The organism is Clostridioides sp. ES-S-0048-02 (genome assembly GCF_020658495.1).
In the GTDB taxonomy this organism is placed as follows: domain Bacteria; phylum Bacillota; class Clostridia; order Peptostreptococcales; family Peptostreptococcaceae; genus Clostridioides.
The window spans coordinates 63,657-86,161 of sequence record NZ_JACVWH010000011.1; the positions used below are offsets into that span (position 1 = coordinate 63,657).

The following is a 22,505-nucleotide window of genomic DNA, read 5'->3' on the forward strand; positions in this document are numbered from 1 at the left end:
ACTCTTCTTATCAATAGTGGATAGGGGGAGTTTTTTTATAGATTTAAAGTAATAAATTTTTAAGTGATGATGGAGGATTCAAAAATGGAAAAAGTAGAAAGTTTTAAATTAGATCATACAAAAGTTAAAGCTCCTTTTGTGAGAAAGTGTAGTGTACTTGATGGAGTTAAAGGAGATAAAATAACTAAATTTGACTTGAGATTTTTACAACCAAATGTAGAAAGCTTTGGAACTGCTGCTATGCATGGTTTAGAACATTTATTAGCAACTTATTTAAGAGAGACATTAGATGGAGTGATAGATTTATCTCCAATGGGGTGCAGAACAGGATTTTATTTAATATTATGGGGAGATATAGATGCTAAAACAGTTAAAGATGGCTTAGAAAAGGCATTAAAGAAAGTAATTGAATCTGATAAAATGCCAGCTGCTACAGCTTTAGAATGTGGAAATTATAGAGACTTATCTTTATTTGGAGCAAAAGAATATGCAAAAGATGTTTTAGATAAAGGATTTTCTCTTAATATATATGGAGAATAATGTAATTGAAAGAGAACGTATAAGCATAAATCAAAGTGAGGTTCTAAGGTATTTACAATATAAAGGACAAGAAATAGATAAAGAACTTAAAGAAACTATTGATGAATGTATAGAAATAGCCAAAAACAAGATAAATCCTAGATATATATCTAGGATTTATCCTATCAAAATAAATAAAGATAAGATTGTAGAACTAGAGGGAACAAATTTAACCTTAAAAAGTAAGGATATATATGAACTTCTAAAAGACTGTGATGAATGTGTAATTATGGCAGCTACTTTGGGAATAGAGCTAGAAAAGGAAATAAAAAGATACTCTTACTCAGACTTAACAAGAGGACTAATAATTGATTCATGTGGAACAACAGCAATAGAAGAAGTATGCGATATTGTTCAAAATGATATAGAAAAGGTTTTTTTAAAACAAAACAAATTTATAACTATGCGATATAGCCCAGGATATGGGGACTTACCAATAGAGAAAAATATAGATATATTAAATGTTTTAAATGCTCAAAAACAAATAGGACTCACAATTACATCAAATGGGATTATGATACCAAGAAAATCAGTAGTAGCTATTATAGGCATTTCTAATTTGAAAATAGATAAATCAAAGAAAGAAAAATCGTGTGAAAATTGTAAAAACTACAGAAATTGTACATATAGAAAAGGAGCGAATTCTTGTGGAAATAAGACAATATCTAAAGGATAATATATTAATATTTGATGGTGCAATGGGAACAATGCTTCAACAAAAGGGGTTAAAAATAGGTGAAAATCCAGAAGTATTTGGTCTTCAAAATCCAGAAAAACTTATAGAGATACATACATCATATTTAGAAGCAGGCTCAAATGTAATTCTTACAAATACTTTTGGGTGTAATGAATTAAAATTAGATAGTGAATATACAGTAGAAAAAGTTATCGACAATGCTATTTTAGTGGCTAGAAAAGCTATAGAAAATGTAGATAACACTAAACCTAGATATGTAGCACTAGATATTGGTCCTATAGGAGAAATGTTAGAGCCTATGGGAACTTTAAGCTTTGACAGAGCATATGAGATATTTAAAAGACAAGTATTACAGGGAGTTAAATCTGGAGCTGATGTAATAGTAATAGAGACTATGATGGATTTATATGAAGCTAAAGCAGCCGTTTTAGCGGCTAAAGAGAATTCTGACTTACCTGTTTTCTGTACTATGACATTTGATGAGAGTGGGAGAAGTTTTACTGGATGTATGCCAGAAAGTATGGTTGCCACAATAGAAGGTCTGGGAGTTGATGCAATAGGAGTAAACTGTTCATTAGGTCCTAAACAGCTTTTGCCAATAGTCAAAAAAATTGTGTCAAGAGCTTCAATACCTGTAATGGTTCAAGCAAATGCAGGTTTACCAAATATAGTTGATGGAGAAGCTATCTATGATGTTGATGCAAAGGAATTTTTTGAGGGAGTCAAAAAATTTGTTGAAGCTGGAGCAACTATAATAGGCGGGTGTTGTGGCACAAATCCAAGCTTTATAAAAGAAATATCTGAAAATATAAGTTCTGTTAAAAAGGGAAGTACCGAAAAGATTGATAAATGTGTAGTTTGTTCGCCCTCAAAATTTGTGGAAGTAGAATCACCTACAGTTGTCGGAGAAAGATTAAATCCAACTGGTAGAAAATCTTTACAAGAAGCTTTAAAAAATGAAAATTTAGATTATGCAATAAATTTGGGGTTGGAACAAGTAAGTGCTGGTGCACAAATATTAGGCGTGAATGTTGGTTTGCCAGAAATAAATGAAAAGAAATTAATGCCAAAGTTGATAAAAGAGATTCAAGCAGTAGTAGATACACCATTACAAGTCGATTCTTCCAATGTAGAGGCTTTAGAACAAGGTCTTAGATATTATAATGGTAGAACAATTGTAAACTCTGTAAACGGCAAAGAAGAGTCCTTAGAAAGCATATTACCAATAGTTAAAAAGTATGGTGCATGTGTGGTTGGTCTTGCATTAGATGAAAAAGGTATACCTAAAAGAGCTGAGGAAAGATTTGAAATAGCAAAAAAAATAGTTGATAGAGCAGTTTCTTATGGAATAAAACCAAAAGATATATTTATAGATTGTTTATCACTAACTGTTTCAGCACAACAAGAGGAAGCAATAGAAACTATAAGAGCCATAACAATGGTTAAGACATTAGGGGTAAAAACTATACTAGGTGTTTCAAATATTTCATTTGGACTTCCAAATAGAAAAGCACTTAATGCTTCTTTTTTAACGCTAGCTTTAGGAGCAGGGCTTGACTTAGCAATTATAAATCCAAACGAATATAGTATGATGGAGGCTATTAATTCTTTTAGAATCTTAAATAATACAGATAAAGGCTGCGTAGATTATATAAATCAATATAGTAATATGAATAATTCAAAACAGTCTGATTCCACTATTAAAGCTAATAAAGACTTATCACTAGATGTTTTAGTTGAAAGGGGATTAAAAGAAGAAGCCAAAAATGAAACGTTGAATCTTTTAAAAGAGAAGGATGAAAATTATATATTAGATAAAATTTTAATTCCAGCTCTTGATAGAGTAGGAAAGAAATATGATAGTGGAGACATCTTTTTACCACAACTTATTCAATCAGCAGAAACAGTGAAAACTGCACTAAATACAATAAAAGAAACCTTAATAAGTAGAAGTAGTGATAATGTATCTAAAGGAAAAATAATAGTTGCTACAGTAAAAGGAGATATTCATGATATTGGAAAAAATATAGTAAAAATAATGCTAGAGAATTATGGATATGAAGTTATAGACTTAGGAAAAGATGTTCCAATTGAGGAAGTAGTAGAGGTTGCTAAAAAAAGAGATATAAAGTTAGTAGGGTTAAGTGCACTTATGACTACAACTGTTCAAAGTATGAAAGATACGATTCAAGCATTAAGAGATAATGAAATAAATGCAAAAGTATTTGTAGGTGGTGCTGTTTTGACAGAAGAATATGCTGAGGAAATGGGAGCTGACTATTATTCAAAGGATGCAAAATCTGCTGTTGAGATAGCAAAGCTAAATTTTTAGCATGTAAATCGAAATAAAGGTTTTACTAAATAGGATATTTTATATATAATATAAATATAAGTTTTAGAAACTTATGTCCAAAATAATAGGAATTAATCTATAATAATGAGATTAATTAATATAAAAAAATATTTATCATCAACATTAAAAAGGGCTGGGAAGTCTGGTATAACTTCCGTCAGCCCTTTTTAGTATAAAAACACTTAAAAAGCCCAATTGCCATCTTTAAAAATCTGTATATGTTTTCCATCATGAGTTTCTCCGACAATATCCATATCTGAAGAACCAACCATAAAGTCAACATGTGTTAGACTATCATTTACTCCATACTCATCTAATTCTTCATCTTTCAAATCATTTCCACCATCTAAGCAAGTCTTATATGCAGAACCAATTGCAAAGTGGCAAGAAGCATTTTCATCATATAAAGTATTATAAAAAATAATATTTGTATCAGATATTGGAGAGTTATATGGAACAAGAGCAACCTCTCCTAGATAATGAGAACCCTCATCTGTTTCAATAAGTTTCTTTAATGTTTCTAGTCCCTTTTCAGCAGAGAAATCTACTATTTTACCATCCTTGAAAGTTAAAGAGAAATTATCAATTATATTTCCTCCATAAACAAGGGGTTTAGTACTGTATACAGTTCCATTGACTTTAAACTTGTGTGGCATTCCAAAAATCTCTTCAGTTGGAATGTTAGGATTAAAACTTACTCCGTTAGGGTCTTTAGATGCTCCACTTAACCAAATATGACCTTTTGGTAAATCTAAAGTTAAATCAGTTTTTGAAGATTTATACTTTAAAGTTTTAAAATTACTTTCATTTAAAAAATCCATTTTAGACTTTAGATTTTCATTATGTTCTTTCCATGCTTTTATAGGGTCTTGTCCAGCAACTCTTGAACACTTAAATATGGCATCCCATAATTTATCTATTGCTTCATCTTCTGATAAACTTGGAAATACTTTTTTTGCCCAATCTTTTGTTGGTACAGAAACTATGCTCCATTTACATTTATCTGTTAGCGTATAAGAACGCCACTCTTTTAAAGCCTTTCCAGAAGCTTTTTGAAAGTTAGCAACTTTCTCAGGGTCAACATCTTTTAATAAATCAGGGTTTTGAGCATATACTGATAAAAATGCTCCACCTTCTTTAGCTATATCTACATATTGATCTGCTGTCCATTTTGGAAACTCATGAAATGCTTCGTTTGGAGCATATAAATATTTAATGAGAGTACTTTCTTCATCAGACCATTCTATATATACATTTTTAGCTCCACATTTATATGCTTCCCTCAGTGCATTTCTTGCAAAATCAGCACATTCGATTGGTGATTTTATAAGTAAAGTTTGACCTGGCTGTATGTTAACTCCGACCTTAATTGCTAACTCAGCATATTTTTCTAAATTTTTATTGAAATCCATATCTATCCTCCTGTATTTTTAACATTAAATAACTTATAAATATTATATCATTACTTAGATTTTGGGTCATATTTAAAATATTTATACTTAATAGACTGAGAAATAAAAAATATGTATTCTAATTAAAATAGATTGTTTAGATATATAATTGTAACTAAGACGTTATTTTTTGTTGATAATAGTATTAAAGTAGAAATAAAAATACTTTTTTAGTGAAAGGCTATACAAGAATACCGAAAAAAACTTATAATATAATAATGAGATAGATATTTATAATGAAATAAAAAATTTTCTGGCAAAGCTTATATATGTTTAAATATAGTAGTTTATATATTATGAACAGAAGATTTCAGTTAGGAGGGCATAAATGGAGCTTTATGAAGCCATTTTTTATAGAAAATCTGTAAGAAATTTTTCCAGTACAAAACTAAAAAAGCCATTAATGGAAGAAATAAAAAGAAGTTGTAAAAATTTAGAATACTTAAATGAAGATTTAAATATTAAAGCACATGTTGTTGATAGAGGTCATATAATACACTTTTTAATGGGGAAAGAGTGTAAAGTAAAAGCACCTCATTATATAGTAGTCACATCAGATAAGGGAAAAGACTATTTACAAAATATAGGTTTTGCTACTGAAGGTATAGTATTACGTCTTACAACATTAGGAGTAGCTACTTGTTGGCTGGAGTCCACATTAAAAAGAGAAGATATCTTGGAATTTGTAGATATTGGAAACAAAGACCCAAGAGAAGATGAAGAAGACGATTTAGATTATTTAGCTGGAATAAAAACAGAAGAAGAAGATGAAAACAAAATAGAAAATCCATATATAATAATAGCTTTTGGATATCCGGCAAAAAATGAAGATTTATTTAGGACAAGATATGCTAGACCTGATAGAAAACCAGTAAAAGATATTATAAATAAAATAAATAGAAATAGAAAATGGAAAGAAATATTAGAATTTACAAGAAGAGCTCCATCTGTGAAAAACTCTCAACCTTGGTATTTTCACAAAGATGAACGAGGTCTTCATCTATTTGAAAAGAAACCTAAGAAACATTGTGAATATATGAATAAGGTTAGCTTAGGTGTAGGTTTAAGACATTTTGATATAGCATGTATAAAAAATAAAATAGATGTTTCATATGAAAAACTTCCTATAAAGAATAAAATAGGAAAATCATATTTTATAACTGTAGTTGAACATGTAAAACCAGAAGAAGAAGAAACTCAAGATGAAAATTTAAGTTTGGAAAAAGAAGAATCACAAAATGAATAAAATTTTGAGAGGGGATAGTAGACATGTATAAGTGTGGGAAATGTAATCTTAGAGGCTGTTCAGATGGAGATATGGATAAGCTAATGAAGATATGCCCAACTAGGGAAGTTGAGTTACAAGAAAAAGCAAAAAAACTTTATGAAGAGGAAGAAAATAGAAAAATAGCTTATAATGCTGGATTAATTGAAACAGAGGGATACTGTCAATATACTAGGTTAAAAGAGATTATAGAGTTTGCTAAAAAATGTGACTATAAAAAAATTGGTATAGCATTTTGTATTGGTTTAAAAAGAGAAATGCAAACAGTACAAAAGGTATTTGAACATCATGGATTTGAAGTGTTTTCTGTTATATGTAAAAATGGAGCGATTCCTAAGACTACAGTTGGATTGAAGCCATCACAAACAATATCAAAATGTAAAGATGAAATAATGTGTAATCCAATAGGGCAAGCTTTATTTTTAAATGAGGCTAAAGTTGACCTTAATATAATTCTTGGATTATGTGTTGGTCATGATACATTAGCCATGAAATATATGGAAGCTCCTATAACAACTCTAATTGTCAAAGATAGAGTAACTGGGCATAATCCAGCTGCTGCTATATATAATGCAGAGTCTTATTTTGAAAAAAAATTATTTGATAAAGATGAAGAATAATTCAAAGACTTATTGACATAAAAAGCAATTAGTGGTTTAATTATAAAAAAGATGAAACTTTAAAATATCCTTAAGATACATAAAGTTATATAAATAAAGAAAAAATATTATGACTAAATTCCTTAAACTAGTCCAGAGAGACTAAAGGGTTATAGATAGTGTTAATATATAACCTCTAGTAAATCACCTAGAGGTTTTTGATGAGTATAAAATAAAAAATTTAAATATAATAAAGTCTTTTAAACTAGTCCAGAGAGACTGGGAAAGATATCTCATAGCTAATTAATATCAAAGTTATGTATAGATAAAATCCTTGTGCCTCTTTTGGTGTAAGGATTTTTTTATGAGGATTTAGGCTTTATTAAAAAGGAGATATAAAAATGATAAATGGTAAAGAGAAGCTAATAGTTGCAATTGATACTGACGAATTTGATAAAGCTAAAGAACTAATAGACAAATTGGAAGATAGTGTAGATATATTTAAAGTAGGACTAGAACAATATGTGGCTACAAAAGGAAAGACAATAGACTATTTAAAAGAAAAAGGTAAAAAAATATTTCTAGACCTTAAATTCCATGATATTCCAAATACTATGAAAAGTGCAGTAAGAGCTGCAGTAAGAGATAATGTTTGGTTAATGACAATTCATGTATCAGATATGGAAGGGATGAGACAATGTGCACTAGTTGCTAAAGAAGAAGCAGAGAGATTAAATATAGAAAAACCTTTGGTGGTTGGAGTAACAGTTTTAACTTCATTAAGCAACCAAGACTTACAAGATATAGGATGTAATATGACAACAGAAGAATTGGCTATAAAGAGAGCTAAATTAGCAAAAGAATCAGGAATAGATGGAGTTGTTTGCTCAGCTCAAGAAGTAGATAAGATAGTAGAGGCATGTGGAACTGATTTTATAACAGTTTGCCCAGGGATAAGACCTAAGTCAGCAGAAGTTGGAGACCAAAAAAGAGTTGTTACTCCATCAGATGCAATAAAAAGAGGAGCTCATTATTTAGTTGTTGGAAGACCTATAACAAAAGCAGAAAGTCCAAGAGAATCAGCTATTAATATTGTAAAAGAAATAGAAAATGCTTAGATAAAACATTTGGGAGGTAGCTTATATGAAGGGGAAATTAATTTTAGAAGATGGAACAGTATTTGAAGGAAAAGCATTTGGATATTTAAAGGAAGCTGTTGGTGAAGTTGTGTTTAATACTTCAATGGCAGGATATGGTGAACTACTGACAGATGCAACTTATTATGGACAAATAGTGACAATGACATATCCACTTATAGGGAACTATGGAATAAATTTAGAAGATGTTGAATCAAATAAAGTACAAGTAAAAGGACTTATAGTAAGAGAAAAAAGTGACAACCCAAATAATTTTAGATGTGAAATGGATATAGACACATATCTAAAGCAAAACAAAGTAATTGGACTTGAAGGAATAGATACAAGAGCATTGACTAAGATTATTAGAAATAATGGAACAAAAAAAGGTATTATAACTTTAGAAAATGTATCATTACAAGAAATTCAGTCTAAATTAACAGAGTGTTGTAATAAAGATTCTGTTAAAAGTGTTACAAGAAAAGAAATTGAAAATATTAAAGGGACTGGTATTAAAGTCGTAGTTGTAGACTTTGGTGTTAAAAATAGTATATTAGACTCACTGAAAGCTTGTAACTGTGACATAGTAGTAGTACCAGCAATGACTACTTCAGAAGAAATTTTAAATATAAACCCTGACTTGATATTATTATCTAATGGGCCAGGTAATCCAGAAGATATAAATGATATAGTTGAAAATATAAAGAAATTAGTAGGCAAAAAACCACTAGCAGGAATCGGTTTAGGACATCAAATTTTGGCATTAGCATTAGGTGGAAAAACTTCAAAACTTGCATTTGGACATAGAGGAGGAAATCATCCAGTTAAATGTTTAGAAACAGGAAAAGTATTTATAACTTCTCAAAATCACGGATACAATGTTTCAGAAATGCCAGAAGATACAGAGATAACTCATGTAAATTTAAATGACAATACTATAGAAGGAATGAGACATAAGGAATTACCAATATATAGTGTTCAGTACATTCCAGAATACACAACAAAAGAAGATTTAGATTGTATATTTAATAAATTCTTAGCATTAATATAGATTTAGTATTATTTACAGATAGTAAAAACCATTTAGATAAGGAGAAAAATTTATGCCTAAATTAGATAGTATAAAGAAAACTTTAGTATTAGGGTCAGGTCCAATAATAATAGGTCAAGCGGCAGAATTTGACTATTCAGGAACTCAAGCATGTCAATCTTTAAAAGAAGAAGGAATTGAAGTTGTATTAATAAATAGTAATCCAGCTACAATAATGACTGATAAAGAAGTGGCAGATAAAATATATATAGAACCATTAACAATAGAATTTATAGAAAAAATAATAGAAAAAGAAAGACCAGATAGCTTACTTGCAGGTATGGGTGGACAAACAGGATTAAACTTAGCAGTTGAGCTTTATGAAAAAGGCATACTAGATAAATATGGAGTAAAAATAATAGGTACTTCAGTAGAATCTATTAAAAAAGGTGAAGACAGAGATATATTTAGAGATGTAATGAAAGAAATAAATCAACCTGTAATAGTTAGTGATATAGTTACAGATTTACAAGCAGGTCTTGATTATGCACTTACAATAGGGTATCCAGTAGTTGTAAGACCAGCATACACATTAGGTGGAACTGGTGGAGGTATCGCTGATACTGAGGAAGAATTAAGAGAGATACTTTCACATGGATTGCAATTAAGTCCAGTTGGACAAGTATTAATTGAAAAAAGTATAAAAGGTTGGAAAGAAATAGAATATGAAGTAATAAGAGATTCAAAAGGAAACTGTATAGTTGTATGTAACATGGAAAATATAGACCCAGTTGGAGTTCATACAGGAGATAGTATAGTTGTTGCTCCAACACAAACTCTAAGCAATAAAGAATGTGCGATGCTTAAAAAAGCATCTTTAGATATATTAAATGCAGTAGAAGTTCAAGGTGGATGCAATGTTCAGTTTGCATTAAACCCACATAGTTTTGAATATGCAGTTATAGAGATAAATCCAAGAGTTAGTAGATCATCAGCATTAGCATCAAAAGCTACAGGATATCCAATAGCAAAAGTTTCATCAAAAATAGCTTTAGGATATACTTTGGATGAAATAGAAAATGCAGTAACTAAAAAAACTTATGCTTGTTTTGAGCCAACTATAGACTATGTAGTTGCTAAGATACCAAAATGGCCATTTGATAAATTTAAAAAGGCAAATAGAAAATTAGGAACTAAGATGATGGCAACTGGTGAAATAATGAGTATAGGAAGTAACTTTGAAGCTGCTATTCTTAAGGGAATAAGATCACTAGAAACAGGAAAATATTCATTAGTTCATGCTCCATCAGAAGAGAGAAGTATTGAAGCGTTGAAGAAAAGAGTTGTAGTACCTGATGATGAAAGATTGTTTGATTTAGCTGAAATGATAAGAAGAGGCTATAAAGTAGAAATGATAGAACAAATCACAGGAATAGACAAATGGTTTATAAATAAATTTAAATGGATAGTTGAGCAAGAAGAAAAATTAAAAGTTATGAAGATTGAAGACTTAACTAAAGATTATCTTCTTGAGTTAAAGAAAAAAGGATTCTCTGATAAAGGTATATCTGACTTAATGAAGATAAGCCCAGAAAAATTATACGAATTAAGAAGTCTATATAACATAAAACCAGCATACAAAATGGTTGATACATGTGCAGGAGAAATAGATGCGATATCTCCATATTATTACTCAACTTATGAGCAATATGATGAAGTAGTTGTAAGTGATAAGAAAAAAGTAATAGTGTTAGGCTCTGGACCAATAAGAATAGGTCAAGGTATAGAATTTGACTATTGTTCAGTTCACTGTGTAAAATCTTTGAGAAAGATGGATATAGAAACTATAATCATAAACAATAACCCTGAAACAGTAAGTACAGATTTTGATACATCAGATAAACTATATTTTGAACCATTAACAGAAGAAGAAGTTTTAAGTATAATTGAAAAAGAAAAACCAGAAGGTGTAATACTACAATTTGGAGGACAAACAGCTATAAAACTAGCTAAGTTCTTACATGAGAAAAATATACCTATATTGGGAACTGATTTTGATGATATAGATGCAGCGGAAGATAGAGAAAAATTTGATGATTTATTAGAAAAACTAGACATAAACAGACCAAAAGGAAAAGGTGTATGGTCACTTAATGAAGGTATTGAAGTTGCTAATGAATTAGGTTATCCAGTATTAGTTAGACCATCTTATGTACTTGGTGGTCAAGGTATGGAAATAACTTACAATGAAGAAAAATTATCTCAATACCTACAGGATGCATTTGATAGAGACCATAAGAATCCAGTACTTATAGACAAGTATTTAACTGGTAGAGAAATAGAAGTAGATGCCATATGTGATAAAGAAGATATATTAATACCTGGAATAATGGAACACTTAGAAAGAGCTGGAGTTCACTCTGGAGATAGTACGACAATGTATCCAAGCCAAAATATATCTGATAAGATAAAAGAAAAGATAGTAGAATACACTAAAAAAATAGCTTTAGACCTTAATGTACTTGGTATGGTTAATATACAATTTATAGAATTCCAGAATGAATTATATATAATAGAGGTTAATCCTAGAGCCAGTAGAACAGTACCATATATAAGTAAAGTGAGTGGGGTACCAATAGTTGATTTAGCTACTAAATGTATGTTAGGAGCTAAATTAAAGGATTTAGGATATGGTACAGGAGTTTATAAAGAGCCTAAACTAGTATCAGTAAAAGTGCCAGTATTCTCAATGTCTAAATTAGCTAAAGTTGAAGTAAGTCTTGGACCTGAAATGAAATCTACAGGAGAAGTTTTGGGTGTAGGAGAAAATCTAGAAGAAGCTCTATATAAAGGATTCTTAGCCGCAGGCAGACATATGTCTGACGAAAGAGGAGTAGTACTTGCTACTGTTAATAATAACGATAAAGATGAGTTTATAGAAATAGCAAAAGATATGAAAGAGTTAGGATATACTTTTGTTGCTACAGAAGGTACAGCTAAGAGTCTAAGAGAGAATGGAATAGAAGCTGATATAGTAAATAGAGTTGAAGAGCCTAGACCAAACATACTAGATGCTATAAGAAATAAACAAGTTGATATAGTAATAAATACACCTACTAAAGGTAATGACTCAACAAGAGATGGATTTAAAATGAGAAGAACAGCTATTGAATTTTCTACTGAAATAATGACATCTCTAGATACACTAAAAGCTCTAGTAGAGGTTAAGAAAAAACACCTAAACAAAGATAAGTTAAAAGTTTACAATATAGCTGAATAGAAATTAAGTTGATTGTATAGTTTAAGAATTTAATCATTAAATTAAAAAGAAGAAGTTATTTTTTCTATGAGTTTTTACTTTTGAGATAACTTCTTTTTTTTAAGAAATTTGTAGTATAATAGAAAAAGATAAAAAATAAATGTAAATAAGTATAAAACTAGAATGTAAAAGTGAAAAATAGATATAGATATTTAAAAGATTATATTTAGTTAATGTTCTTTAGTTTGCCTAAAGAGAATTATAGGAGGTACTGTAATATGAAAGCAAGGTTAATATTAGAAGATGGGACAGTTTTTATAGGAAAAGCATTTGGATATTTAGAAGAAAGTGTAGGAGAAGTAGTATTTAACACTTCGATGATAGGATATGGTGAAGTTTTAACAGACCCTTCTTACTATGGTCAAATAGTTACTATGACTTATCCTCTTATAGGAAATTATGGTATAAATTTATCATCAGCAGAATCTGAAAAAGTGCAAGTGAAAGGATTTATAGTAAGAGAAAAAAGTGATTCTCCAAGTAATTTTAGATGTGAGATTGATATAGACCAATATTTAAAGCAAAATAAAGTGATAGGACTAGAAGGAATAGATACAAGAGCTTTAACTAAGATAATTAGAAATAATGGGACAATGAAAGGTATAATTACATTAGAAGATAGCAAGTTAGAAGATGTTAAACATAAATTAGATAAGTTTTCAAATACAGAAGCAGTTAGAACGGTTACAAGAAAAGAAGTAGAGAATATAGAAGGAAATGGACCAAAAGTAGCTGTTATGGATTTTGGAGTTAAAAGAAATATCTTAAGATCATTTATAGCTCGTGGATGTGATATAACAATATTCCCAGCTACAACATCTCCAGAAGATGTATTAAGTATAAACCCTGATTTAATATTTTTATCAAATGGGCCTGGAGACCCAGAGGATTTAGAAGATGTTATAGAAAATATAAAAGCTCTAATTGGTAAAAAGCCTATAGTTGGAATATGCTTAGGGCATCAGCTTTTAGCCCTAGCTCTTGGAGGAAAAACTGCTAAACTTAAATTTGGACATAGAGGTGGAAATCATCCAGTTAAAGATTTAGAAGAGGGAAAAGTATTTATAACTTCTCAAAATCATGGATATTATGTTTCAGAAGTTCCTGAACAAATGAAAGTGACACATATAAATTTAAATGATAATACTGTTGAGGGAATGAGACATGAGAAGCTAGATGTATACAGTGTTCAATACCACCCTGAAGCTTGTCCAGGGCCAAAAGATAATGACTATATTTTCGATAAGTTTTTAGAGTTCGTAAAATAAATAATATCAATATATATAATATATAACTAAAAATAAGACTAACTTAAATCAAAAAAATATTGGTTTAATTAATATAGATATAATAAATAATCTCAAATTTAATATGGAATAAAATAATTAAAATTGATTGTATAGATTATGAAGATAGAAACTGTGAAAATTGTTTAGATAAGGAGAAAGAGTTATGCCTAAATTAGATAGTATAAAGAAAACTTTAGTATTAGGGTCAGGGCCAATAATAATAGGTCAAGCAGCAGAGTTTGACTACTCAGGAACACAGGCCTGCCAAGCATTAAAAGAAGAGGGAATAGAAGTTGTATTAGTAAATAGTAATCCAGCGACGATAATGACTGATAAAGAAATTGCAGATAAAATATATATAGAACCATTAACAATAGAATTTATAGAAAAAATAATAGAAAAAGAAAGACCAGATAGCTTACTTGCAGGTATGGGTGGTCAAACAGGACTAAACTTGGCTGTAGAATTACATGATGCTGGTATACTAGATAAATATAATGTAAAAGTTATAGGTACATCTATAGAGTCTATAAAAAAGGGTGAGGATAGAGATTTATTTAGAGAAGTAATGAAAGAAATAAATCAACCTGTAATAGTTAGTGATATAGTTACAAACCTAGAAGCAGGTCTTGAATTTGCAAGTAAAATAGGATATCCAGTGGTTGTAAGACCAGCATATACACTAGGTGGAACTGGCGGAGGTATAGCTGATACTGAGGAAGAATTAAGAGAGATACTTTCACATGGATTGCAATTAAGTCCAGTAGGTCAAGTTCTTCTTGAAAAGAGTATAAAAGGTTGGAAAGAAATAGAATATGAAGTAATGAGAGATGGGAATGGAAACTGTATAACTGTATGTAACATGGAAAATGTAGACCCAGTTGGAGTTCATACAGGAGATAGTATAGTTGTTGCTCCAAGTCAAACTTTAAGTGATGAAGAATACCAACTACTTAGAAAAGCATCAATAGATATAATAAATGCAATAGAAGTTCAAGGTGGATGTAATGTTCAAATAGCTTTAAATCCACATAGTTTAGAATATGCAATAATAGAAATAAATCCAAGAGTTAGTAGATCATCAGCGCTAGCATCAAAAGCTACAGGATATCCAATAGCAAAAGTGGCAGCTAAGATAGCCTTAGGATATACTTTGGATGAAATAGAAAATGCAGTAACTAAAAAAACTTATGCTTGTTTTGAGCCAACTTTAGATTATGTAGTAGTAAAAATACCAAAATGGCCATTTGATAAATTTAAAAAGGCAAATAGAAAATTAGGAACTAAGATGATGGCAACTGGTGAAATAATGAGTATAGGAAGCAACTTTGAAGCTGCTATTCTTAAGGGAATAAGATCACTAGAAACAGGAAAATATTCATTAGTTCATGCTCCATCAGAAGGTAGAACGTTAGAAGAGCTAAAGAAAAGAGTTGTAGTACCTGATGATGAAAGATTGTTTGATTTAGCTGAAATGATAAGAAGAGGCTATAAAGTAGAAATGATAGAAGAAATCACTGGTGTTGATAAGTGGTTTATAAATAAATTTAAATGGATAGTTGAGCAAGAAGAAAAATTAAAAGGTCTTAAAATAGAAGATTTAGATAAGGAATACTTACATGAATTAAAGAAAAAAGGATTCTCTGATAAAGGTATATCTGACTTAATGAAGATAAGCCCAGAAAAATTATACGAATTAAGAAGTCTATATAATATACAACCAGTTTATAAAATGGTTGATACATGTGGAGGAGAATTTGAAGCTCTATCTCCATATTACTACTCAACTTATGAGCAATATGATGAAGTAGTTGTAAGTGATAAGAGAAAAGTTGTAGTATTAGGTTCTGGACCAATAAGAATAGGTCAAGGTATAGAATTTGACTATTGTTCAGTTCACTGTGTAAAATCTTTAAGAAAAATGGGTATAGAAACTATAATTGTAAACAATAACCCTGAAACAGTAAGTACAGATTTTGATACATCAGATAAACTATATTTTGAACCATTAACAGAAGAAGAAGTTTTAAACATAATTGAAAAAGAAAAACCAGAAGGTGTAATACTACAATTTGGAGGACAAACAGCTATAAAACTAGCTAAGTTCTTACATGAGAAAAAAATACCTATATTGGGAACTGATTTTGATGATATAGATGCAGCAGAAGATAGAGAAAAATTTGACGACTTATTAGAGAGATTAGATATAAATAGACCAAAAGGAAAAGGTGTGTGGACAACTAATGAAGGTATTGAAGTTGCTAATGAATTAGGTTATCCAGTATTAGTTAGACCATCTTATGTACTTGGTGGTCAAGGTATGGAAATAACTTATAACGAGGAAAAATTAACTCAGTATTTAGATGATGCTTTTGCCAGAGACCATAAGAATCCAGTACTTATAGATAAATATCTAACTGGTAGAGAAATAGAAGTAGATGCTATATGTGATAAAGAAGATATATTAATACCTGGAATAATGGAACATTTAGAAAGAGCTGGAGTTCACTCTGGAGATAGTACGACAATGTATCCAAGCCAAAATATATCTGATAAGATAAAAGAAAAGATAGTAGAATACACTAAAAAAATAGCTTTAGACCTTAATGTACTTGGTATGGTTAATATACAATTTATAGAATTCCAGAATGAATTATATATAATAGAGGTTAATCCTAGAGCCAGTAGAACAGTACCATATATAAGTAAAGTGAGTGGGGTACCAATAGTTGATTTAGCTACTAAATGTATGTTAGGAGCTAAATTAAAGGATTTAGGATATGGTACAGGCGTCTATAAAGAGCCTAAACTAGTATCAGTAAAAGTGCCAGTATTCTCAATGTCTAAATTAGCTAAAGTTGAAGTAAGTCTTGGACCTGAAATGAAATCTACAGGAGAAGTTTTAGGTGTAGGAGAAAATCTAGAAGAAGCTCTATATAAAGGATTCTTAGCCGCAGGCAGACATATGTCTGACGAAAGAGGAGTAGTACTTGCTACTGTTAATAATAACGATAAAGAAGAGTTTATAGAAATAGCAAAAGATATGAAAGAGTTAGGATATACTTTTGTTGCTACAGAAGGTACAGCTAAGAGTCTAAGAGAGAATGGAATAGAAGCTGATATAGTAAATAGAGTTGAAGAGCCTAGACCAAACATACTAGATGCTATAAGAAATAAACAAGTTGATATAGTAATAAATACACCTACTAAAGGTAATGACTCAACAAGAGACGGATTTAAAATGAGAAGAACAGCTATTGAATTTTCTACTGAAATAATGACATCTTTAGATACATTAAAAGCTTTAGTAGAAGTTAAGAAAAAGCATATAAATAAAGATAAATTAAAAGTTTATAATATAGCAGAATAAAAAACAAACTGATATTTAGATTAATTAAAGGCGTTAGTTCCTAGGAGCTTTCGCCTTTAATTAATACTCTATAATTATTTTCTTATGTGAACTAAAATAAATATCAATCTTGATACTATCAGTTTTTTCTTTAATCATTAGATAGAGGATAAGAGTGGTAGTCATGAATTTCTTCATGTATAAGATTTTCATATTTATCATAATAGTATTTAATTGTAACAACTATTTTATCTCCTTTAGATACATTTCTATAGAGTTTTTTATTTTTAATAGAGTAGACCTCATCTTTATATATGGCATTAACTATAAAAATTTCTGACTCATAATCAAATGTTCCCATTACTGGATTATAGTGTTTTGAATCTTCTTTATAGCAGAAGCTTTCAACAGTCATTATATAAGTTCCAAATGAAATCCATTTGGTACCTTTAAATAAATTTACTTTCTCATTAATATATGAAACGCCTGGCGTATCAAGAATTTTTTCTAATAATATTTTTTTCTCCATATACAAAAACTCCTTTCATAGTACCTATTAATATCGTAGTACTTACTCGTATAAATAAAACAAAACTATATTTATTAATGTGACTACATAACATAATCATTTTCTATTTCTTTCTTTAACTTATTAATTATAATGCTTAAAATTATCAATATAACTACTACAATTATCAAAGCTATAATCAACCAAGGTGGAACTATGTGACCAAAACCTCTATTGGCTGTAAATGCAGCAGCTGCAACAAGCCATCCAAATAAATTTAAAAATAAGAGCCTTGAATTTGATAATCTTCGCAATAAAACTTTTTTAGGTTCTATTTTTTGTTTAAATATTGAACGTAATTCTACTGACATCTCACCATCACCATCAAATCTTTCAATTGCCTTATTTTGTGCTTCATCTATTTTATATCCATTTTCAATAAATTCATTTGCAGATGTTGTTAGATGTTCTCTTAACTCTTCTTTTAAATCTTGAATTTCTTTGTTATTTTCACTCTTATATAGTGTTTCTAAATACTCTTCTATTATTTTCATAAATCTAATCCCCCTTCTTTAGAAACTTGTTCATAATATCTTGTATAAAGTACCACTCTTGAATTTTTACTTCTAAGTTGTCCTTTCCATCATCTGTTATATTGTAATACTTTCTCCTGCTTCCTACGCCTTGGTCATTTCCCCAATAAGATTTTATCAAGCCCTTAGATTCTAATCTTTTAAGAGACACATAGAGTGTACTTTCTTTTAATTCAAATGTAGTTTCATCTCTAACTACTTTTGCTATTTCATATCCATATGAATCTCCTTTGCTTAGTATTGATAATATTAAAGTATCAATATGACCTTTAAGCACTTCTTTGTTTAAGTCCATAAATTCACCTACTTTATTATATCATATACCTCGTATTATAAGGTATATAGATATATAATAAAACATTTCATATTATTTTCCAAGTCTAAACTATAAAATTTTAATTATTATTTAAAAAGGGCATTCCATTTATGATTTAAAAATCATTTGGAAACGCCCTTTTTATAATACCTGATTATACTAGACATCTTAAATCAATTTCTCTCTTTTTAACCTGTATCTGAATTTCGGTTAGAAGTTCATCTTCATTGTTTGTAGATAGAGGGTCTATTATAGGTATCTCATATATATAATTTTCAATAGGTATCCTTTTATAATCAACATAATCAACTAACTTTTTAAAAGCAGTATAATTTTCTCTGTAAGAGCCTTTATATGTCATACAAATAAAATCACCAGCTGAAATTTCAGATATATATTTTTGAGACTTAGCATCAAATAAATCTCTTTCAACATTTACAAAGCTATTTTCATAGATGACTTTATCTTCCTTTAAGAATTTATCTATAGATACAAGACCACTTACTCCACCATAAAACACAGAGATATTATCTTCTAGTATATTTGCTATTTGTCTTCTGGAAAGCTCCATAGTTTCTTCATTACTTAAACCTTCTTCATATTCTATGGATAAAATACTTCTTCTTGGAATATGTTTTCTTACTATTTTACCTACTTCATCTACTCTCATACCTTTTTCCATTGTTTCTTTTTTTGTACTTAATACTTTTTTTATAAGTTCTAATTCTTTAATTTTTTCATCTACGATATTAATCTTATTGGTTAATAATTTTAGAATTTCTTCATTGTTTTCATCTAATTTTTCTTTGATTTCTTTTAATGGCATACCTAGATACTTTAAGTATTTTATAATATCCAATTGTGAAAATTGGTCAATTGAGTAATATCTGTAATTGCTTTCTTGGTCAACATGAACAGGTTTAAATAAATCTATTTGGTCATAGTATCTTAGCGTTTGTATGCTTATTTTGTGAAGTTTTGACATTTCGCCTATTGAAAACTTTTTACTCATATAATCACCTCATTTGAGATTTAGAATATATTCCATGGATATTTATCAGGTGGAGTACATATAAATTCCATTTTTTCTTTTGTTGTTGGATGGCAAATTTCTATTTTATTAGACCAAAGAGAAATCTGTTGTCCAATTTTATTTACTTCTTGGCCATATCTTTGGTCTCCATATAATGGGTGTTTTCTAGTTGCAAATTGAACTCTTATCTGATGAGAACGACCAGTTTTTAAGTTTACTTGAACTAAGCTTAGATTTTCTTTAAAACCCAAAACTTTGTAACTAAGTTCAGCTTCTTTAGCATCCTTATGGTTTTTTTTCACAACACTCACCATATTTGTTTTTTTATTTTTATATAAAAAATCTTTTAATATGTCTGAATCGGATTTCATTTTACCATGAACAACTGCCATATAGGTTTTTTTGAATGTCTTATTTCTTACTTGTTCAGACAATCTTGAGGCAGCTTTTGATGTTTTGGCAAAAACCATGACTCCACCCACTGGTCTATCCAATCTATGTACCAAACCAATATATACATTTCCAGGTTTATTGTACTTTGTTTTGATATAGTCTTTTAAAAGATTTACCATGTCCTTATCATTGGTATCATCTCCTTGAGATAATACATTTACAGGTTTATCTACAACTAATAAATGGTTATCTTCATATATGACTTTTATCATTATTTTTTCTCCCATCTTCCAAATATACCACAAGGAAGTATTTTACCATCCCTAGAAGCTGGTATTCCTAATTCTCCACCATAGATTTCTCCATTGTTTGCCTTTTTACCTATTGTTGTAGACAGTACATTTTCTAGAACTATTGGAGAAAATCCTGTTGTATAAGAATTAATTAGAAAGAATAAAGGATTATCAGATAAAACACCCATACATAAATCCACAAAGCTATATAATTTTTCTTCTATTTGCCATACTTCTCCTTTAGGTCCTCTCCCATAAGAAGGAGGGTCCATTATTATTGCATCATATTTCTTACCTCTTCTTATTTCCCTTTCAACAAACTTTACAACATCATCTACTATAAATCTTACTGTTTGATTTTTAAGTCCTGATAACTCTATATTTTCTTTTGCCCAGTTGACCATACCTTTTGCAGCATCAACATGACATACTTCTGCACCAGCGGATGCACATGCTACTGTAGCTCCTCCTGTATATGCAAAAAGATTTAATACTTTTATAGGTCTGTCAGCTTTTTTGATTTTATCCATCATCCAGTCCCAATTGGCTGCTTGTTCTGGGAATAATCCAGTATGTTTAAATCCAGTTGGTTTAATGTGAAATTTTAAGTTTTTGTAATTTATAGTCCATTGTTCTGGATATCTTTTTTTGTGTTCCCACTGACCTCCACCTTTATTACTTCTATGATAATGTCCGTGAGGGTTTTTCCATAGAGCCCATTCAGACTCCATTGGCCATACAACCTGTGGGTCTGGTCTTCTAAGTACATACTTACCCCAACGCTCTAATTTTTCTCCATTTCCCATATCTATAAGTTCATAATCTTTCCATTTATCTGCTAATAATAACATATCTTTCCTCCTATAAAATAACTCTCAATCCTATGTATTATACCACAAAATCAGTCATTTTTTGCTGTTTTAGATACTTTCTATTCTTTACATTTATTGTTAACATTATTACTCTTTTAAACATATTATATAGTATCTGATTTTTTTAATAAGAGGAGGAGAGTTTTAATGGAAAATTATCAAGCTACAAATACTTGTACATATAACATATTATATGTGCAGTTTAATGAAGACTTTGGCAGAAGCAAATACTTTTCATATGATGTAAAATATCCTATTCTGTACAATATTAGAAATCAATCCACCTATGTAAATCCGCCTATTTTAAACAACATAAATGCTGCTGTAAAGATGACTGTAAATAATTTTAAGCTTGGGTTGCAAGAAGAAGAACAAGAATATAATAATGCAGCTTCTCAAAATTCACTTCCAAAACAAAGTTACTGGGTTTCTACTAATTATGCAGTTACTTTCAGTAAAAACTATGTACTAAGTATGATATTAAATCTTATGGGATTTGCTAGTAGTTCTGGACCTAAGTACAATACATTAAATAATTACAATATAGACTTAACAAATGGAAAAGAACTTTTACTGGGTGATATTTTTAGAGATGGAGTTGACTATATAAACATAATAACTGATTATATAAAAGCTGAAATTAATGAAAACAGAGAAATGTATTACTCTAATGTAGAGTTAGTTATACCTGAAGATCAGGCATTTTATATTACAGATGATGGGATTGTTATCTATTTTGGTGTAGATGAGATAGCACCTGAAAGCTTTGGAATCCCTAAATTCAAGATAAGATTTTCTGATTTTGGAAATTTTATAAATCAACGTTTCTATTGTATCTCTCCAGACATATATGTTCAATCAAGAGGAAGAACTAAGCATTTTATGGTATAAAAATATAGATAATTCTGAGCCCTATTTTAGTATATCAAGATTTATGCTGGAGTAGGGTTAAGATTTATCTATCTTAAAAACATAATTTAAACAGTACTATTTGTATATGTTAGTTATATAGACTCAGACCTACTGATAAACATTTATATAGTACAATTAATTTGTATTAAAAGTTTTAACTTTTGACTCAACAAGAAGATTATATTATTATATATATTTAAGTTGTTATTTTTTTTTATACATTTGCTGATAAGCAGAATTTTTATTGATTACTTCTACCTTTAAATTGGGATTACTTACTACTTCATACAAAAAAAGTTTTCCTAATTTTAACCTGATGTTCATCTCCAACCTGTTCCATTCATAGCCTTTGAACAATTCTTTTAATAAAAAAACTTCTCCGCAATGGATGTTTTTTAACTCATCTATTGCATCATTTAACAGACTATTCATATTATTTCCTCCAATTTGTATAATTTCATTAACTTCATTATATTGTTAATTTTTGACATAGTCAAA

The 22,505-nt window shown here is 29.5% G+C and carries 19 protein-coding genes; 11 read left to right on the forward strand and 8 right to left on the reverse strand.

The window, feature by feature from the left end; all coding sequences use genetic code 11:
- The first annotated feature begins 84 nt into the window (after nt 1-84).
- From IC173_RS14295 to IC173_RS14305, 3 genes are read left to right on the forward strand one after another with little or no spacing between them, the layout of a single operon-like run.
- Entirely contained in the window at nt 85-540 is a 456-nt protein-coding gene (locus IC173_RS14295) for an S-ribosylhomocysteine lyase (protein WP_227436419.1), read from the forward strand.
- Nucleotides 530-1,255 carry a vitamin B12 dependent-methionine synthase activation domain-containing protein gene (locus IC173_RS14300; RefSeq protein ID WP_227855749.1) on the forward strand — a complete coding sequence of 242 codons (726 nt, stop codon included), beginning with the start codon at nt 530-532 and terminating at the stop codon, nt 1,253-1,255. The genes IC173_RS14295 and IC173_RS14300 overlap by 11 nt, the downstream gene beginning before the upstream one ends.
- On the forward strand, nt 1,227-3,608 hold the full coding sequence (locus tag IC173_RS14305; RefSeq protein ID WP_227436415.1) for a homocysteine S-methyltransferase family protein: 2,382 nt from the start codon (nt 1,227-1,229) through the stop codon (nt 3,606-3,608). The genes IC173_RS14300 and IC173_RS14305 overlap by 29 nt, the downstream gene beginning before the upstream one ends.
- Before the next feature lie 203 nt (nt 3,609-3,811).
- Here IC173_RS14305 and IC173_RS14310 read toward each other — a convergent pair whose 3' ends face one another.
- Nucleotides 3,812-5,041 (reverse strand): aminopeptidase, encoded by a 1,230-nt coding sequence (locus tag IC173_RS14310; protein WP_227436413.1) that lies wholly within the window; start codon nt 5,039-5,041, stop codon nt 3,812-3,814.
- A gap of 367 nt (nt 5,042-5,408) precedes the next feature.
- Between IC173_RS14310 and IC173_RS14315 the strand changes: the two genes are divergently transcribed.
- From IC173_RS14315 to carB (IC173_RS14345), 7 genes are all read left to right on the forward strand, one after another.
- On the forward strand, nt 5,409-6,326 hold the full coding sequence (locus tag IC173_RS14315; RefSeq protein WP_227436411.1) for a nitroreductase family protein: 918 nt from the start codon (nt 5,409-5,411) through the stop codon (nt 6,324-6,326).
- Between the two features lie 23 nt (nt 6,327-6,349).
- Complete coding sequence (locus IC173_RS14320) at nt 6,350-6,985, forward strand: DUF1847 domain-containing protein (protein WP_227436409.1); 636 nt, start codon at nt 6,350-6,352, stop codon at nt 6,983-6,985.
- 380 nt (nt 6,986-7,365) lie between these two features.
- Entirely contained in the window at nt 7,366-8,082 is a 717-nt protein-coding gene (gene pyrF, locus IC173_RS14325) for an orotidine-5'-phosphate decarboxylase (protein ID WP_227436407.1), read from the forward strand.
- A gap of 25 nt (nt 8,083-8,107) precedes the next feature.
- Nucleotides 8,108-9,151, forward strand: coding sequence for a glutamine-hydrolyzing carbamoyl-phosphate synthase small subunit (gene carA / locus IC173_RS14330; protein ID WP_227831469.1), 1,044 nt, complete (start codon nt 8,108-8,110; stop codon nt 9,149-9,151).
- A gap of 52 nt (nt 9,152-9,203) precedes the next feature.
- Nucleotides 9,204-12,410, forward strand: a complete 3,207-nt coding sequence (gene carB, locus IC173_RS14335; protein WP_227855750.1) for a carbamoyl-phosphate synthase large subunit — start codon at nt 9,204-9,206, stop codon at nt 12,408-12,410.
- 257 nt (nt 12,411-12,667) lie between these two features.
- Nucleotides 12,668-13,717, forward strand: coding sequence for a glutamine-hydrolyzing carbamoyl-phosphate synthase small subunit (gene carA, locus IC173_RS14340; RefSeq protein WP_227855751.1), 1,050 nt, complete (start codon nt 12,668-12,670; stop codon nt 13,715-13,717).
- A gap of 184 nt (nt 13,718-13,901) precedes the next feature.
- The gene (carB, locus tag IC173_RS14345; RefSeq protein WP_227855752.1) at nt 13,902-17,108 is read left to right on the forward strand and encodes a carbamoyl-phosphate synthase large subunit; all 3,207 of its coding nucleotides are present in this window, start codon (nt 13,902-13,904) and stop codon (nt 17,106-17,108) included.
- 130 nt (nt 17,109-17,238) lie between these two features.
- Here the strand turns inward: carB (IC173_RS14345) and IC173_RS14350 are convergent, their stop codons facing one another.
- The 6 genes from IC173_RS14350 to IC173_RS14375 all read right to left on the reverse strand — a co-directional run bounded on the left by IC173_RS14350 (nt 17,239) and on the right by IC173_RS14375 (nt 21,074).
- Entirely contained in the window at nt 17,239-17,616 is a 378-nt protein-coding gene (locus IC173_RS14350) for a DNA polymerase III subunit delta (protein ID WP_227437582.1), read from the reverse strand.
- Nucleotides 17,617-17,699: 83 nt separating this feature from the next.
- On the reverse strand, nt 17,700-18,149 hold the full coding sequence (locus IC173_RS14355; RefSeq protein WP_227437581.1) for a permease prefix domain 1-containing protein: 450 nt from the start codon (nt 18,147-18,149) through the stop codon (nt 17,700-17,702).
- Between the two features lie 4 nt (nt 18,150-18,153).
- Entirely contained in the window at nt 18,154-18,483 is a 330-nt protein-coding gene (locus IC173_RS14360) for a PadR family transcriptional regulator (protein ID WP_227437578.1), read from the reverse strand.
- 175 nt (nt 18,484-18,658) lie between these two features.
- Nucleotides 18,659-19,516, reverse strand: a complete 858-nt coding sequence (locus IC173_RS14365; protein WP_227437576.1) for a MerR family transcriptional regulator — start codon at nt 19,514-19,516, stop codon at nt 18,659-18,661.
- Nucleotides 19,517-19,536: 20 nt separating this feature from the next.
- Entirely contained in the window at nt 19,537-20,202 is a 666-nt protein-coding gene (locus tag IC173_RS14370; RefSeq protein WP_227437575.1) for an RluA family pseudouridine synthase, read from the reverse strand.
- Nucleotides 20,202-21,074 carry a class I SAM-dependent methyltransferase gene (locus IC173_RS14375; protein WP_227437573.1) on the reverse strand — a complete coding sequence of 291 codons (873 nt, stop codon included), beginning with the start codon at nt 21,072-21,074 and terminating at the stop codon, nt 20,202-20,204. The genes IC173_RS14370 and IC173_RS14375 overlap by 1 nt, the downstream gene beginning before the upstream one ends.
- A 168-nt stretch (nt 21,075-21,242) precedes the next feature.
- Between IC173_RS14375 and IC173_RS14380 the strand changes: the two genes are divergently transcribed.
- Nucleotides 21,243-21,986: an RsiV family protein gene (locus IC173_RS14380; protein WP_227855753.1), complete on the forward strand. Its 744-nt coding sequence runs from the start codon at nt 21,243-21,245 to the stop codon at nt 21,984-21,986.
- 225 nt (nt 21,987-22,211) lie between these two features.
- On the opposite strand, the gene IC173_RS14385 is transcribed toward IC173_RS14380, so the two are convergent.
- Entirely contained in the window at nt 22,212-22,439 is a 228-nt protein-coding gene (locus IC173_RS14385) for a single-stranded DNA-binding protein (RefSeq protein ID WP_227437569.1), read from the reverse strand.
- Nucleotides 22,440-22,505 lie beyond the last annotated feature (66 nt).